Origin of the sequence: Roseateles sp. (assembly GCF_044373315.1) — a bacterium.
GTDB lineage: Bacteria > Pseudomonadota > Gammaproteobacteria > Burkholderiales > Burkholderiaceae_C > JACDQM01.
The window spans coordinates 1-15,962 of record NZ_JBILQK010000084.1; the positions used below are offsets into that span (position 1 = coordinate 1).

Genomic DNA, 15,962 nt, shown 5'->3' on the forward strand with positions numbered 1-15,962 from the left:
TCAGCGCCTTCGATGCCTTCGTCAGCGCGGCGCGCTCCGAGCCTTTTGGCCTGGTGTTCCTGGAGGCGATGAGCGCGGGCCTGCCGGTGCTGGCGACGCGCTCGCAAGGCGGTGAGCATTTCGCGGCGCTGATCGAACGGCCGCTGGTGGCCTGCAACGATGCAGCGGCGCTGGGCTTGGCCTTGCAGCAGCTGCGGGCCGAGCAGCCGGTGCGCCGGGCCTACGATCTGTCGGCTTTTGCGCAGGGCGCCAAAGTGGCCGAGGTCGAGGCTTTCTACCGGCGCGAACTGGCTGCGCTGCGCTGAGCTTTCTTCAGGTGCTCTGTTCGAGCCAGCGCCGCAGCGGCCGGCCCAGGCCGTAGGCAAGCTGCTGCCAGCGCGTGCGCGCATGGCGCTGGACGAAGATGCGGCGGTACCAGTCGCTGCCCTGCAAGGCGGGCTTCTGCGCGGCGATCAGCTGCAGGCACAGGGCCTTCATCGCCGCGCTTTCCTCGCCAGCCGTGCGGCCGTTGCGATAGGTCTTCTGGCCGCTGGTGACGGGGCGACGGTGGCTGGCCATCACCGCGTCGATCAGCGCGGTGCGCGGCCAGCCGCCAAGCTGCTGCAGCGTGGGCATCAGGTATTTGTCGATGCCCCAGGACGAGACGTTGCCGCGGTAATGCTCGCGACCGGCCATGAAGAGCGGGCCACGGTAGAAGGGCATCATCACCTCGACCCAGTCCACCTCGCGGTACAGGCGGTTGGGCTGGCGCAGCGTCCAGCGGTGGGTGTAGCGGCTGTCGTGGCTGAGCACGGGCGAGAAGCAGTCCAGGCCTTCGCAGCGGCCCAGGTGCAGCGCGCGGTTGATGTCGCTGACACCCAGCAGGATGTCGTCGTCGATCAGGCTGACGTACTCGGGTGTCCTGCCGCTGGCGGCCAGGTGCTCGGCCAGGGCCTGATAGATCTCGCCCTTGCACTCGGTCTTGGCGGACAACACAGCGCAGTGCTGGCCACGCAGCTCGGCCGGGCCGGGGCTCTGGCGGCCGGTGTAGTCGAACAGCAGCCACTCGAATTCGGGTGTGGCGTCCAGATGGATCATCGCCAGCGGTGGGGATGCGCCATCCCAGGACACCAGGACCAGGGGCTTGGTGCTGCTGATGATGCTCATGCGCGGTGCCAGCGGTTCAAGACGGTGTAGGCCGCCTTGCGACGGAACTTGCGCCAGGTGGTGGCCAGGCTGTCGGGTGCCTTGGCGCCCACCGAGCTCTGCTGGCTGGTGTCGTCCAGCGCGATGACGGCTGGTTCCACCCCTTGCACATCCAGCTCGTTCTCCCACCAGTAGCGCAGATCCACATCGATCGGGCGGCCGAAGGGCAGGCGGCTGGCCAGCAGCTTGGCGGCGCCGGCTCGGCTGACAACATAGCCGGCCGTCAGGCTGGGGATGCGCTTGTAGTGCACGCGCTGGAAGCCCGGGGCCAGGTCTTGCGGCCGGTGCAGCTTGCGCACGCCTTCCTGGCGGTTGAGGTGGCTGATGAGCTTGACCATGTCCCAGTCCATCACCTGCTCACCCAAGGCCTGAATGATCGTGGCAAAGCCGGGCTCAAGCCGCACATCGTCCTCCAGCACCACCAGCGCGGCGTGCGGCGAGTCCAGCAGCCACTGCCAGGCGCGCAGATGGCTGGCGTAGCAGCCCTTTTCGCCGTTCACCAGGGGCTTGTGGAACTGCCGGACATTGAGCGCGGCGGAGTAGTAGCGCGCCTGCTGCTCGGCCGAGAGCTCGGTCCAGCGCGTGGCAGCAAAGCGCTCGGCGGCCAGGCCAGCGCGCTCGAACTCGGTCTGCATGCGCTGTCGGCGCTCGCTGTCGCTGTCCAGATTGATGTAGACGATGGGCAGCATCGCGTGCGGCGCGCTCACTCGCGCCAGTGCTGGGCAATCCAGGTTGCCGGCCTGGCATGGCGCCAGTTGCCGTTGCTGCGGCCGGCCAGCGCGTCGGGCGGGTTCATCACGCCGTGGAAGATCAGGATGCGCGCACCCTTGGGAATGACCGGCTCGCGCCAGTAGTTGCTCGGCCAGGTCGGGATGCAGTGGTATTTGTAGCTGGCGCACCAGGCGGCGTCCCAGTAGGTGAGCACGCCCTTGCGCTGCATCTCGTCGGACAGGTAGGCCTGTTCGTTGCGGAACTGGCCGCGGATGGCATCGAACTCGCGGCGGAACTTGGCCAGCACGTCGGCATGCGCGCCCAGCGTGAAACGGTAGACCGAGGAGTTGCCGGTGATCCGCCAGGGGCGTTTCCAGTCGTGGATGATCAGGAACTCGCCCGGCACCTCAAAGAAGGGCGTGATGTCGTCGACGATCACCACATCCAGGTCGAGGAACAGCGCCGTGCCCTGCAGGCCGTGCAGATCCGCCTCGAAAGTGGTCAGCTTGGTCCAGCCGCGCTCGGGCGAGCCGGGCGGCAGTGCCAGCGCAGGGATCGGCAGGCACTGCACCTCGGCGCGAATGCCTTCGCTGCGGTCGGTCAGGCAGACGAAGCGGAACTCGCCCTTCAGGTGACGGCGCACCATCGCATAGAGCCGGTTGACGTACTCGGGGCCGTACTTGGTGCCCCACTTCATGCAGAGGATTACCCGATCACTCGGTGCTGGCTGGGCCGGCTTGCTTTCAGCTGTCATCAGAGTTCCTCGACATGGCGAGGCGGATAAGTGTCCCAGCCCAGGCAGCCTGGGCATTGCCAGAAATAGTGCTGCGCCTCGAAGCCGCAAGCGGCGCAGCGGTAGCGCTGCAGCGGGCGCACGGCACGGTCCAGCGCTGTGCTGACCAGCTTGCCTTCGTCTTCGGCGAGCGGGCAATTGCCCTGCGCGAGCAGCAGACGGGTGGCTGACAGGCTGGGATCGGTGCGCAGATGGTCAAGCAGGCGCTGGCGCTGCGCGCCGGCATCGGGCTCCAGCAAGGCCATCGCCAGAATCAGGTGCATGCCGGGGCTGCGCTGGTATTGCGAGCGCAGAGTCTGCAAGGCCTTGTCGGTGGTACCGCAGGCGCGCGCGGCTTCGGCATAGTCCTTGGCCACCAGATTGAAAGCTTCGGGTTGCTGCGCCAGTAGTTCGGCAAAGGCGGCCATCGCGGCCTCATGCCGGCCTTGGCGGGCGAGCATCTGACCCGTCAGCACATGTGCCCGGGCTGCCTGCGGCGCAGCCTTGCGAGCCTGTTCCAGCAGTTGCAGCGCCTCGTCCTCGCGGTCGCGGGCCTGTGCCTCCAGCGCCTGCTCGCACAGGTAATGCGCTACCCGGCTGGCGAAGGAGGCGGTGCCGGTCGCTTCCAGATGACGCGCCACCTCGGCCGCCTTGGCCCATTCGCGGGTGCGCTCGTAGAGATTGAGCAGGGCCAGTTTGGCCTCGCTCTCGAAAGCGCTGCCACGCAGCGCCGCGAAGGCTTCTTCGGCGCGATCAAACAGTCCAGCCTTGTAGAAGTCGTGGGCCAGCGCATGCTGGGCGCGCTCGCGCTCGCTGCGCGGCAGGTCGGCGCGCGACAGCAGATGCTGGTGCACGCGCACGGCGCGCTCGTACTCGCCACGGCGGCGGAACAGATTGCCCAAGGCGAAGTGAAGCTCGGAGGTGTCGGGGTCGGCCTGCACGGCTTCGATGAAGGCATCGATGGCCTTGTCCTGCTGCTCGTTGAGCAGCAGGTTCAGGCCTTTGAAGTAGGCCTTGGGCGCGTCACGCTGCTCGCGCTTCCACTGTCGGCTGTCCAGTTTGGATGCCAGCCAGCCGAAGCCGAACACCAGGGGCAGGGCGATCAGCAGCCAGCTCAGCTCAAAGTCCATCGCGTATGGGATTCAGGGGCTCGGGGGCGGAAGGGGCGGCGGGCGTCGCGTCGTCACGTCGTTGCGCCTGGCGGCGGTGCTTCCACCACGCCGGCACCATGGCCAGAACGCCAACCGCGCAACCCAGGCCGAAGGCAATCAACACGACGATGACCAGTGGCGAGCGCCAGTCATGCCCGAAGAACCAACGCACCTGCACCTCCTGGCTGTTGTTCAGCGCGAAGGCAAAGAGGGCAAAGAAGAGGAAGGCCCGCAGGAGCCAGACAAGGAAGCGCATTGGCGCAGATTCTAGGGCGCGGCGTCAGCCGCCGGACACTCAGTCGCGATTCGTGTCGGGTGCGCTGTCGTCGGCCGGCAACTGGGCATCGACGGCTTCGCGCAAAGCCTTGCCCGGCTTGAAGTGGGGCACGAGCTTTTCGGGGATCAGCACCTGTTCGCCACTGCGCGGATTGCGGCCCATGCGGGGCGGGCGACGGTTGATGGAGAAACTGCCGAAACCGCGGATCTCGATGCGGTGGCCGCGGGCCAGCGCGTCGGACATCGCGTCCAGGATGGTCTTGACCGCGAACTCGGTGTCGCGCTGGGTGAGTTGGCCAAAGCGTTCGGCCAGCTGTGCAACGAGGTCGGAGCGGGTCATGACGTCGAAATTCTGAGGGGGTACTGCGTGGAGGTAAAAACAGGCTCGCACTCGGGAGAGTGGCGAGCCTGCCGGTTGGGTTCAGCGCGGACCGGCCGCGTTGATCCGGGCAGCAGACGGCCGCAGAGCCGTCCGCAGCCTATCAGCCCTGGTTGTCCAGCTTGGCACGCAGCAGAGCGCCCAGGCTGGTCGTGCCGGCGTTCTCACGCTCGGACGTGGCCGACAGGCGCTGCATGGCTTCCTGTTGGTCGGCGTTGTCCTTGGCCTTGATCGACAGCTGGATGTTGCGGGTCTTGCGGTCGATGTTGACGATCAGCGTCGTCACTTCGTCGCCTTCCTTCAGCACGTTGCGGGCGTCTTCCACGCGGTCGCGGGAGATTTCCGAAGCGCGCAGATAGCCCAGCACGTCGTCAGCCAGTTCGATCTCGGCGCCACGGGCGTCAACGGTCTTGACCTTGCCGGTCACCGTCATGCCGCGGTCATTGATCGAGGTGTAGCTGGTGAAGGGGTCGCTGTCCAGCTGCTTGATGCCCAGCGAGATGCGCTCGCGCTCGACGTCCACAGCCAGCACGACGGCTTCGACTTCCTGGCCCTTCTTGTAGTTGCGAACGGCGGCTTCGCCGGTCTCGTTCCAAGACAGGTCGGACAGGTGCACCAGACCGTCGATGCCCTGGGCCAGGCCCACGAACACGCCGAAGTCGGTGATGGACTTGACCGGACCCTTGACCTTGTCGCCGCGCTTGACGTTCTCGGCGAACTCTTCCCACGGGTTGGCCTTGCACTGCTTCATGCCCAGCGAGATGCGACGCTTGTCTTCGTCGATCTCCAGAACCATGACTTCGACTTCGTCGCCCAGGGAGACGATCTTGGCCGGAGCGATGTTCTTGTTGGTCCAGTCCATCTCGGAGACGTGCACCAGGCCTTCGATGCCCGGCTCGATCTCGACGAACGCGCCGTAGTCAGCGATGTTGGTGACCTTGCCGAAGAGGCGGGTGTTGGTCGGGTAGCGGCGTGCAACGCCGAACCACGGGTCGTCGCCCAGCTGCTTCAGACCCAGCGAAACGCGGTTCTTCTCAGCGTCGAACTTCAGGACCTTGGCGGTCAGTTCCTGACCGACAGTGACCACTTCGCTCGGGTGACGGACACGGCGCCATGCCATGTCGGTGATGTGCAGCAGGCCGTCGATGCCGCCCAGGTCCACGAATGCACCGTACTCGGTGATGTTCTTGACCACGCCGTTGACGATCGCGCCTTCGGACAGGGTTTCCAGCAGCTTGGCACGCTCTTCGCCCATCGAAGCCTCGACCACAGCGCGGCGCGACAACACGACGTTGTTGCGCTTGCGGTCCAGCTTGATGACCTTGAACTCCATGGTCTTGCCTTCGTACGGGCTCATGTCCTTGACCGGGCGTGTGTCCAGCAGGGAGCCCGGCAGGAAGGCGCGGATGCCGTTGACCAGGACGGTCAGGCCGCCCTTGACCTTGCCCGACACGGTGCCGGTCACGAAGTCGCCCGACTCCAGAGCGGTTTCCAGCGACAGCCACGAGGCCAGACGCTTGGCCTTGTCGCGCGACAAGATGGTGTCGCCGTAGCCGTTTTCGATGGCGTCGATCGCCACCGAGACGAAGTCGCCGATTTGAACTTCCAGCTCGCCCTGGTCGTTCTTGAATTCTTCGATGGGCACATAGGCCTCGGACTTGAGGCCGGCATTCACGACCACGAAGCTGTGCTCGACGCGCACGACCTCGGCGGAGATGACCTCGCCTGCGCGCATGTCAGAGCGCTGCAGCGATTCCTCAAACAGGGCGGCGAAAGATTCTTGGGACATGGTGTTTCCTGAGCCGTCGCGCAAGGCGTTTGCGTTTCGGCGGTGTGTGCAAGCGAACTTGCGGGTTAGGTTGTAGAGATCGCTGCCCTCAGTGGACTGACGTCCGAGAGGAAGGGCAGCGGGCCCGTTCGGTCCCAACAGCCAGGGCTGATTCAGCCTTGGCTCTCAGGGCCTGGCCGCGCCGGACTCAACGCTGAGTCTGGAACGGCCTGCGCTCGGCCCACCAAGCCAGCACCAGATCACGAGATTCCTCAATGGTCTGCGCCGAATTGTCGAGCGGTCGCGCGTCTGCGGCAGCCTTCAAAGGCGAAGCGCTGCGACCTTGGTCACGCGCGTCGCGAGCTTCTAAATCTGCACGCAAGCCCGCGATACTAGCCGATTTTCCTTTGGAAATCAATTGCTTATGGCGCCGCTCGGCGCGCGTCGCGGCACTGGCGGTCAGGAAAACCTTGAGCGCCGCGCCGGGAAACACGGCTGAGCCCATATCGCGGCCGTCAGCCACCAGCCCGGGCAGGCGCCGGAAGTCCAGTTGCAGCTGGTTGAGCGCGGCGCGCACTGGCGCATGGGCGGCGACCTGGGAGGCCATCAGTCCGGTGGCTTCCTCGCGCAAGGCATCGGTGATGTCTTCAGCGCCCAGGGTGATCCGGCCCTTGGCGAAGTGCAGGTCCAGGCCGCTGGCCACCTGGGCCACGGCGGCGGCATCGTCGAGATCAATGCCCAGCCGGTGCGCTGCCAGGCCGGTGGCCCGGTAGAGCGCGCCAGAGTCAAGCACCCAGTAGCCCAGCTCGTGCGCCACGACGTCGGCCAGAGTGCCCTTGCCGGAGGCGGTGGGGCCGTCGATGGTAATCACCGGAATGTCGTCGACCCGCGCGCTGACGACATCGAACAAGGTTTCGAAGTAGTCCGGGAAGGTCTTTGCCACGCAATGGGGCTCAAGGATGCGAACCGGCATCGCAGCGTCGACACGCAATCCATTGAATGCCGCCAGCGAGAAGCACATCGCGACGCGATGGTCGTCATAGGTGTGGATGGCCGCCGCCTGCCACCGGTCCAACGGGTGCACGCGCAGCCAGTCCGGGCCTTCTTCCACCTGGGCGCCGAGCTTGCGCAGCTCGCAGGCCATGGCGGCGATGCGGTCGGTTTCCTTGACGCGCCAGCTGGCGATATTGCGCAGCGTGGTCGGTCCGTCGGCGTACAGCGCCATCACGGCCAGCGTCATCGCTGCATCCGGAATGTGATTGCAATCCAGGTCCAGCGCCTTCAGGGGCCAGGCACCGCGTCGCACTTCCAGCCAGTTCGGACCCATTTGGACCTGGGCGCCCATGGCCTGAGCCGCTTCGACGAAGCGCACATCGCCCTGCACCGAGGCGCTGCCGACGCCTTCGATGCGGACTGGCGCATCCAGACCTCCGATGGCGCCGACCGCCACGAAGTAGGAGGCCGATGACGCATCGCCTTCCACGTGCACCTCGCCGGGCGAGCGGTAGCGGCTGCCGGCCGGAATGGTGAAGCGCTGCCAGTTGTCGTTGCTCACCGTGATGCCGAAGCGCGCCAGCAACTCCAGGGTGATATGCACATAGGGCTTGGAGATCAGCTCGCCGACCACCTCGATCTGGATCTCGTCGCGGGCCACCAGAGGTAGGGCCAGCAGCAGAGCCGTGAGGAACTGGCTGGAGACGTCACCCCGCACGCGCACGGGTTCATTCAGCTTGAGCGCCGAGGGGCCGCTGAGCCGCAGCGGCGGATAGCCTTCCTGGCCCAGGCAGTCGATCTTGCAGCCCAGCTCGCGCAGCGCATCGACCAGATCGCCGATCGGACGCTCATGCATGCGGGGCACGCCGCTGAGTTCGAAGTCGCCGCCCTGCGTCGCGGCCAGCAGCGCCAGTGCCGCTGTCAGCGGCCTCATCGCGGTCCCCGCATTGCCGAGGAAAAGCTTGGCCTTGGGCTGCTGAAGGCTGGCGCCGATGCCGGTCACCCTCAAGGGGCCACCCGGGGTTTGCTCCAGCTCGCAGCCCAGCGTCTTGAGCGCCGCCAGCATCACGGCGGTATCGTCGGAATCGAGCAGGTCGTGGACCAGAGTCTGGCCCTCCGACAATCCGGCCAGCAGCAGAACGCGGTTGGAAATACTCTTGGAGCCCGGCAGGCGCACGGTGCCTGCGGCAGAGCGAAGCGGTGGCAGGTCGAGGAAGGGAATCTTGTACATCGAGGACGTGATGGGGTGAACTCAGCGACGCGGGCGCGGCGCGGCCATGTGCCATTGACTGCGCGCCTGGGAGATCGAGCGGATGCGCGCTTCCAGGGCTGCGGCATCACCGCTGCTGATGGCGGCTTCGAGCTCGTCCAGTGCAGCGCGGAAACGTTGCGATTGCGCCAGCACCTCAGCCTTGTTGGCCATCAGGATGTCGCGCCAGACGGCGGGGTCACTGCCGGCGATGCGGGTGAAGTCCCGAAAGCCGGGGCCGCCCAGGCTCAGGTAGTCACGGCCGGCAGGCTGGCGCGCGACGGCCTCGAAGAAGGCAAAGGCCAGCAGATGGGGCAGGTGGCTGACGGCTGCGAAAGCGGCGTCATGGTTCTCCGGTGTCATCTTCAGCACCTGGGAACCCAGCGCGGACCAGACGTCCGTGGCGCGCTGCACCAGCACCGGGTCGGTCTGCGGCAGTGGTGTGAGGATGACCTGTCGGCCTTGGTAGAGCGTGGCATCGGCATGCTGGATGCCGCCCGACTCCTTGCCCGCTATCGGGTGGGCGGGTACGAAACTGTCCAGGCGGTTGCCGAGGGTGCGCCGGGCTGCTTCCACCACATCGCACTTGGTCGAGCCGACGTCCATGAAGAGGACGCCTTGCGAAACCAGATGCTTGACCGCTTTGAGCGTGGCCTCGGTTGCTGCCACCGGCACGGCCAGCAGCACGATGTCCGAGCCGGAGACGGCCAGCAGCGCCGACTCTGCGGCCACGTCGATGACGCCCAGGCGCTTCGCGGTCTCGGTGGTCGAAGGCGATTTGCTGTAGCCGATGACGCGCTTGACCAGGCCGGCTTTCTTCATCGCCAGCGCAAAGGAGCCGCCCATCAGGCCACAGCCGATCACGCCAAGTTGGTTGAACATCTCGCGGGTCTCAGTGGCTGTCGAGCGGATAGGTGCCCAGCACCTTGAAGAAGGCGCAGGCGGCACGCAGCTCGTGCATGGCCTGGGCCACATGCGGCTCGTCGGGATGGCCCTGCAGGTCGATGTAGAAGTAGTACTCCCACTGGCCCGAGCGCGCCGGACGCGATTCGAAGCGGGTCATCGAGACGCCATGCACCTTCAATGGCACCAGCATGTCATGCACCGCGCCGGGCTTGTTGCTCACCGAGACGACGAGACTGGTGCAGTCATGGCCGGATGCCTTGGGCGCCGGGTGGCGGTCTGGATGCGTGACGATGGCGAAGCGCGTGCGGTTGTGTGCGTCGTCCTGGATGGCGGGGGCCACCACATGCAGGCCGTACTCGCTGCCTGCACGCTCGCTTGCGATACCGGCCAGCCGCTTGTCCAGCGAGGCCAGGCGCGCACCTTCGGCATTGCTGGAGACCGGACGACGCTCGGCATGCGGCAGATGGGTGGACAGCCAGCCATGGCACTGCGCCAGTGCCTGCGGGTGGGCACAGACGGCTTGCACATCGTCCAGCGAGTTCTCTCGGCGCAGCAGGTTGTGGCGTACGAACAGGCTGGTCTCACCGATGATGAACAAGGGTGTGGTCAGGAACAGGTCCAGTGAGCGCGCCACCACGCCTTCGGTCGAGTTCTCGACCGGCACGACGCCGAAGTCGGCAGCGCCGGTGGTCGTGACGCGGAAGACCTCGTCGATGCTGGCGCAGGGCACGCGCACGATGGAGCTGCCGAAGAAACCCAGGGCAGCAAGTTCGCTGAAGGTGCCGGCCGGGCCCAGATAGGCCACGCGCGTCGGCGTCTCCAGCGCACGGCAGGCCGACATGATCTCGCGCCAGATCGGTGCCACGCTGTCGTTCTTCAGCGGCCCGCCATTGCGGGCCTTGAGCCCGTCGATCACCTGGGCCTCGCGCTCGGGGCGGAACACCACCGAGCCTTCCTTCTTTTTCAACTCGCCCACCTCGCCGGCCAGCGTAGCTCGGCGGTTCAGCAGGTCCAGCAGTTCGCGGTCGACGCTGTCGATCTGGTCGCGCAGTGCCAGAAGTGCGGGGTCGGTCGTTGCCGACGCGTTGGGAGCGTCGGAGCCTCCATCAGCCATGTTTTGCCTCAAAGTCCTTCAGGTACGTGACCAATGCCTGCACGCCTTCCAGCGGCATGGCGTTGTAGATCGATGCACGCATGCCTCCCACCGACTTGTGGCCCTTGAGTTGCAGCAGTCCACGTTCTTTGGCGCCAGCCAGGAACGCGTCGTTCATTCGCGGCTCGTCGTAGGAGCCGCTTAGGTAAAAAGGTATGTTCATGCGCGAGCGGCAGTCTGCAGCCACGCGGTTCTCAAACATCCGGGATTGATCCAGCGCGCCATACAGCAGCTGCGCCTTGTCGATATTGCGCTGTTCGATGGCTGCCAGGCCGATCTTGCCGGCATGGCTGAAAGTCTTCAGCCACTTGAACACCAGGCCGGCGACATAGATCGCGAAGGTGGGCGGCGTGTTGTACATGGACTGCGCGTCGGCCACGGTCTTGAAGTCGAATGCCGAGGGGCAGATGGCCAGCGCATGGCCGAGCAGGTCTTCACGGACGAACACCAGGGTCAGGCCGGCCGGGCCGATGTTTTTCTGCGCGCCACCGAAGGCCAGGCCGACGCGAGACCAGTTGATCGGACGAGACAGCTGGTGCGAGGAGCAGTCGATCACCAGTGGCGCATCGGAACCCAGCGCCTTCAGGTCGGGCAACTCGTTGAACTCGACGCCGTCGATGGTTTCATTGGTGCAGATGTGCACATAAGCCGCATCCCGGCGCAGTTGCCAGGTCGATGGCGAGGGAATCGTCGTGAAACGCTGTCCGGCACCATCGGCGGCAATCTGCACATCGGCATAGCGCCGGGCTTCCTGCGCGCTCTTCTTGGACCAGGAGCCGGTCACCACCACATCGACCTTGCCGCCGCGCGACAGGTTCATCGGCACGATGGCGTTCTCGGCCAAGCCGCCGCCCTGCATGAACAGGATGCGGAAGTTCTGCGGCACCTGGAGCAGTTCCCGCAAATCAGCTTCAGCAGCTTCGTAGATAGAGATGAACTCGCGGCCGCGATGGCTCATCTCCATCACGCTCATGCCGCTGCCCTGCCAGTCCAGCATCTCGCTTGCCACCTGGCGCAGCACTTCTTCAGGCAGGGCAGCCGGGCCGGCCGAGAAATTGAACGGACGCTGGGACATGGCGGAGAGCAGCTTTACTTCTTGGCAGGCGCGGAATCGGGGGCGTTGGCAGGCTTGGCTTGCATGCCGAGATGTTTCATCACGTTCTGCTCGAGCGTGCGCAGGCGAGTCTCGATGGTGTTGCGACTGTCGCCCACGACCTTCTCGCTCAGCTGCTTCTGCATCTCACCGCTGAGCTGGCCGTACTTCTTGCTGATCGGCGATTCAAGCCAGGTGATCAGCTGGGCCAACTCCTCTTCCGAAAAGCGCTCCTCGAACAGCTTGCCGATGGTCTCGGGCGCCGCCTTGTTGCCGCGCTCCCGCAGAAGCGGTGTGGTCTCGTCGACAAACTTCTTGATGTCTGCCTCAATGGCCTTGGCTGCGGCCTCACGCTTGTCGGCAGGCATCTGGCGCAAGGCTGCCGCGGCGCCTTGCATCAGGTTGCCGATCGGCGCCTGCAGCAGGTTCTGAGCAAGGGCTTCGACCGCGGGCTGGTGCAACTGGACCAGCTTGGCCACTTGAGCCTTCTTGGCGGCACTGGTAGCGGGCGCGGCGCCTTGGGCAAAAGAGGTGTTGGCGCAGACCAGCAGGGTCGCTGCTGCAAGAGCTTTGAAGTTCAAGTTCATTCCTTGGTTGTGGAATCGTCGGTCGCGCCGGTGTCGTCGACACCATCTTCGGCCGCGGTGCTGCCCTCATTGGCGTCGTTCTCGACGATGCGCTGCAGGCCGGAGAGCTTGGAGCCGTCGTCAAGCGCGATCAAGGTGACGCCCTGTGTGGCACGGCCCAGTTCGCGAATCTCTGAGACGCGGGTGCGCACCAGCACGCCCTTGTCAGTGATCAGCATGATCTCGTCTTCGGCGCGCACCAGGGTGGCGGCCACGACGCGCCCGTTGCGCTCGCTTTGCTGGATCGCGATCATGCCCTTCGTGCCACGGCCGTGGCGGGTGTATTCGATGATCGAGGTGCGCTTGCCGTAGCCGTTCTCTGTGGCGGTCAGCACACTCTGTGTTTCGTCCTCGGCCACAAGCATCGCGATCAGGCGCTGTTCGGGCTCGAGCATCATGCCGCGCACGCCGCGGGCCTGGCGGCCCATCGGGCGCACATCGTCCTCGTCGAAGCGCACGGCCTTGCCGCCATCGCTGAACAGCATCACATCGTGCTTGCCGTCGGTCAGCGCAGCGCCAATCAGGTAGTCGCCTTCGTCGAGGTCAACGGCGATGATGCCGGCCTTGCGCGGATTGCTGAAGTCCTTCAGCGAGGTCTTCTTGACCGTGCCCAGTGCGGTGGCCATGAAGATGAAATGATCTTCCGGGAAGACGCGGAACTCACCGGTCAGCGGCAGCACCACGGTGATCTTCTCGTCCTGCTGCAGCGGGAACATGTTGACGATGGGCTTGCCGCGCGAGTTGCGGCTGCCCTGCGGCACTTCCCAGACCTTGAGCCAATAGACACGACCGCGGTTGCTGAAGCACAGGATCCAGTCGTGCGTGTTGGCGATGAAGAGCTGGTCGATCCAGTCGTCGTCCTTGGTCTGCGTGGCCTGCTTGCCGCGACCGCCACGGCGCTGGGCACGGTACTCGCTGAGTGCCTGGCTCTTGATGTAGCCGGTGTGCGAAAGCGTCACCACCATGTCGGTTGGCGTGATCAGATCCTCGGTGCCCAGTTCCTGTGCGTTGTGCTCGATCACGCTGCGGCGCGCGCCCAGCTTGGTCTGGCCGAATTCCTGGCGAACCTGCACCAGCTCCTCGCCGATGATCACGGTCACTCGCTCGGGCTTGGCCAGGATGTCCAGCAGATCGGCGATCTGCGACATCACGTCCTTGTACTCGCTGACGATCTTGTCCTGCTCCAGGCCGGTCAGGCGCTGCAGGCGCATCTGCAGGATCTCGCCAGCCTGGTCTTCAGAGAGTCGATACAGGCCATCCACCTGCATGCCGAACTCAATCCCAAGACCCTCGGGGCGATAGGCCTGGCTGCCGCCTTCGGCCCGCGACAGCATCTCGCGCACCAGTGACGAGTCCCAGCTCTTGCTCATCAGCGCGGCCTTGGCGACCGGAGGCGTGGGCGAGTTCTTGATCGTCTCGATGAACTCGTCGATGTTCGCCAGCGCGACGGCCAGACCTTCCAGCACGTGGCCGCGTTCGCGCGCCTTGCGCAGCTCGAAAATCGTGCGGCGCGTCACCACTTCGCGGCGGTGCTCCAGGAAGACGGTGATCAAGTCCTTCAGGTTGCACAGCTTGGGCTGACCATCAATCAGCGCCACCATGTTCATGCCGAAGGTGTCTTGCAGCTGGGTCTGCTTGTAGAGGTTGTTCAGCACGACCTCGGGCACTTCGCCACGCTTGAGCTCAATCACCACGCGCATGCCGGACTTGTCGCTCTCGTCCTGGATGTGGCTGATGCCCTCGATCTTCTTTTCCTGCACCAGTTCGGCAATCCGCTCCAGCAGGGTCTTCTTGTTCACCTGGTAGGGGATCTCGTCGACGATGATCGATTGGCGGGAGCCGCGATCAATGTCCTCGAAGTGCACCTTGGCGCGCATCACCACCTTGCCGCGGCCGGTGCGGTAGCCGTCACGAACGCCGGAGATGCCGTAGATGATGCCGGCCGTCGGAAAATCCGGTGCCGGGATGATTTCCATCAGTTCGTCGATCGAGACATCCGGGTTCTTCAGCGTGTGCAGGCAGGCGTCGACCACCTCATTGAGGTTGTGCGGCGGGATATTGGTAGCCATGCCCACGGCAATGCCCGCGGCGCCATTCACCAGCAGATTGGGTAGGCGCGCCGGCAGCACCAAAGGCTCCTTCTCGGAGCCATCGTAGTTAGGTCCGAAATCGACGGTTTCCTTGTCGATATCGGCCAGCATTTCGTGCGCGATTTTGTCCAGGCGAATTTCGGTGTAACGCATCGCCGCAGCGTTATCACCGTCGACCGAGCCGAAATTGCCTTGACCGTCGACCAGCATGTGGCGCAGGCTGAAGGGCTGGGCCATGCGCACGATCGTGTCGTAAACAGCGGTATCGCCGTGCGGGTGGTACTTACCGATCACATCGCCAACGATACGGGCCGACTTCTTGTAAGGCCGATTCCAGTCGTTGTTGAGTTCGTGCATGGCGAACAGCACCCGGCGGTGAACCGGCTTGAGTCCGTCGCGCGCATCGGGCAGTGCGCGCCCCACGATCACGCTCATGGCGTAATCGAGGTAGGAGCGACGCATCTCCTCTTCCAGGCTGATGGGCAAAGTCTCTTTGGCGAACTGGGTCATGCGCGGGGCGCGGCGCGCATCGATCAATGCGCGCCAGCGTCAAAATGGACAGGAGCGTGGATTCTAATTGCGCGTGCATGTCGTGGCTTCGCAACATTGTCGTGATGGCGGGCGGGCAGCGCCGCCACAATGCCTTCGTCTGGGTGCCCTATGGCACAATCGACGAGTCCCCAGGAGAGGCCGATTGGTATCTGCTTGTTCCTGTGGTTTTTGTTCCAGTGTGGATATTCGCAGGGCAACTGCGGCCTTCCTTGAGAGGAGAATCATGAAGAAATTGAATCGCGTGGCGTCGCTCTTCGCAGTCGCTGCCGTTGCCAGCTCTGGCGTCTTTGCTCAGACCGTGGATAACTGGCGTGCTACAGACGGTACCGTCTGGAAGAACGGTACCAATGAACTGTGCTGGCGCAACGCCAACTGGACCCCGGCTACCGCCGCCAAAGACTGCGATGGTGCACTGAAGCCGGCTCCCAAGGCTGAGGCTCCGAAGCCTGCTGCACCGGTCGCTCCGGTCGCGCCGCCCGCGCCCCCGAAGCCGGCAGCACCGCCCGCACCTCCGAAGCCTGTGAGCGAGAAGGTGACGTTCGCTGCTGATGCCTTCTTCGACTTCGACAAGGCTGTGCTGAAGACGGAAGCCAAGGCCAAGTTGGATGATCTGGTCAGCAAGACCGGCGGCATCAACCTGGAAGTCATCATCGCCGTCGGTCACACCGACAGCGTGGGCTCTGACGAGTACAACCAGAAGCTGTCGGTGCGTCGCTCCGAAGCTGTGAAGGCTTATCTGGTGACCAAGGGCGTCGAAAAGAATCGCGTCTACACCGAAGGCAAGGGCGAGAAGCAGCCTGTTGCTGACAACAAGACTGGCGAAGGCCGTTCCAAGAACCGCCGCGTTGAGATTGAAGTTGTTGGTACGCGCAATCTGAAGTAATTGCCTGGCCCCAGGCCAGTTTCGCGAGAGCCCCGCCACGGCGGGGCTTTTTTTCATGTGCGCTCAGCATGAGCGCACTCTTGCGGGTGCAAGTCCCGCCGTAAGTTGATCACAGCGAACGAAGCGAAGCGCAACTGCACGAGGGCGACCGAATGTGGGGAGGAAGCGTGGAGCG

At 64.8% G+C, this 15,962-nt stretch carries 15 protein-coding genes; 2 read left to right on the forward strand and 13 right to left on the reverse strand.

Features of this window, described 5'->3' with window-relative positions:
- Positions 1-305: glycosyltransferase (locus ACIQ67_RS15965; protein WP_397535367.1), on the forward strand; the 305-nt coding region annotated here is incomplete at its 5' end.
- A gap of 7 nt (positions 306-312) precedes the next feature.
- Here ACIQ67_RS15965 and ACIQ67_RS15970 read toward each other — a convergent pair.
- The 13 genes from ACIQ67_RS15970 to gyrA all read right to left on the reverse strand — a co-directional run bounded on the left by ACIQ67_RS15970 (position 313) and on the right by gyrA (position 14,862).
- Positions 313-1,146: a hypothetical protein gene (locus tag ACIQ67_RS15970; RefSeq protein ID WP_397535368.1), complete on the reverse strand. Its 834-nt coding sequence runs from the start codon at positions 1,144-1,146 to the stop codon at positions 313-315.
- Complete coding sequence (locus ACIQ67_RS15975; protein ID WP_397535369.1) at positions 1,143-1,892, reverse strand: glycosyltransferase family 25 protein; 750 nt, start codon at positions 1,890-1,892, stop codon at positions 1,143-1,145. Before ACIQ67_RS15975 ends, ACIQ67_RS15970 begins: the two co-directional genes overlap by 4 nt.
- Positions 1,889-2,650, reverse strand: coding sequence for a glycosyltransferase (locus ACIQ67_RS15980; RefSeq protein WP_397535370.1), 762 nt, complete (start codon positions 2,648-2,650; stop codon positions 1,889-1,891). The genes ACIQ67_RS15975 and ACIQ67_RS15980 overlap by 4 nt, the downstream gene beginning before the upstream one ends.
- Positions 2,650-3,798 (reverse strand): lipopolysaccharide assembly protein LapB, encoded by a 1,149-nt coding sequence (gene lapB / locus ACIQ67_RS15985; RefSeq protein WP_397535371.1) that lies wholly within the window; start codon positions 3,796-3,798, stop codon positions 2,650-2,652. The genes ACIQ67_RS15980 and lapB overlap by 1 nt, the downstream gene beginning before the upstream one ends.
- Positions 3,788-4,075 (reverse strand): lipopolysaccharide assembly LapA domain-containing protein, encoded by a 288-nt coding sequence (locus ACIQ67_RS15990; RefSeq protein ID WP_397535372.1) that lies wholly within the window; start codon positions 4,073-4,075, stop codon positions 3,788-3,790. Before ACIQ67_RS15990 ends, lapB begins: the two co-directional genes overlap by 11 nt.
- A 39-nt stretch (positions 4,076-4,114) precedes the next feature.
- Positions 4,115-4,435 carry an integration host factor subunit beta gene (locus ACIQ67_RS15995; protein WP_397535373.1) on the reverse strand — a complete coding sequence of 107 codons (321 nt, stop codon included), beginning with the start codon at positions 4,433-4,435 and terminating at the stop codon, positions 4,115-4,117.
- Between the two features lie 142 nt (positions 4,436-4,577).
- Positions 4,578-6,263, reverse strand: a complete 1,686-nt coding sequence (gene rpsA / locus ACIQ67_RS16000) for a 30S ribosomal protein S1 (RefSeq protein WP_397535374.1) — start codon at positions 6,261-6,263, stop codon at positions 4,578-4,580.
- Positions 6,264-6,450: 187 nt separating this feature from the next.
- On the reverse strand, positions 6,451-8,466 hold the full coding sequence (locus ACIQ67_RS16005) for a bifunctional 3-phosphoshikimate 1-carboxyvinyltransferase/cytidylate kinase (protein ID WP_397535375.1): 2,016 nt from the start codon (positions 8,464-8,466) through the stop codon (positions 6,451-6,453).
- A 21-nt stretch (positions 8,467-8,487) separates the two neighbouring features.
- Complete coding sequence (locus ACIQ67_RS16010; RefSeq protein WP_397535376.1) at positions 8,488-9,366, reverse strand: prephenate dehydrogenase; 879 nt, start codon at positions 9,364-9,366, stop codon at positions 8,488-8,490.
- A 10-nt stretch (positions 9,367-9,376) separates the two neighbouring features.
- Positions 9,377-10,504, reverse strand: a complete 1,128-nt coding sequence (gene pheA / locus ACIQ67_RS16015) for a prephenate dehydratase (protein ID WP_397535377.1) — start codon at positions 10,502-10,504, stop codon at positions 9,377-9,379.
- The gene (gene serC, locus ACIQ67_RS16020) at positions 10,497-11,618 is read right to left on the reverse strand and encodes a 3-phosphoserine/phosphohydroxythreonine transaminase (RefSeq protein ID WP_397535378.1); all 1,122 of its coding nucleotides are present in this window, start codon (positions 11,616-11,618) and stop codon (positions 10,497-10,499) included. Before serC ends, pheA begins: the two co-directional genes overlap by 8 nt.
- A 14-nt stretch (positions 11,619-11,632) precedes the next feature.
- Entirely contained in the window at positions 11,633-12,217 is a 585-nt protein-coding gene (locus ACIQ67_RS16025; protein WP_397535379.1) for a hypothetical protein, read from the reverse strand.
- A 2-nt stretch (positions 12,218-12,219) separates the two neighbouring features.
- Positions 12,220-14,862 carry a DNA gyrase subunit A gene (gene gyrA / locus ACIQ67_RS16030; RefSeq protein WP_397535380.1) on the reverse strand — a complete coding sequence of 881 codons (2,643 nt, stop codon included), beginning with the start codon at positions 14,860-14,862 and terminating at the stop codon, positions 12,220-12,222.
- A gap of 265 nt (positions 14,863-15,127) precedes the next feature.
- Between gyrA and ompA the strand changes: the two genes are divergently transcribed.
- Positions 15,128-15,787: an outer membrane protein OmpA gene (ompA, locus tag ACIQ67_RS16035; protein WP_397535381.1), complete on the forward strand. Its 660-nt coding sequence runs from the start codon at positions 15,128-15,130 to the stop codon at positions 15,785-15,787.
- Positions 15,788-15,962 lie beyond the last annotated feature (175 nt).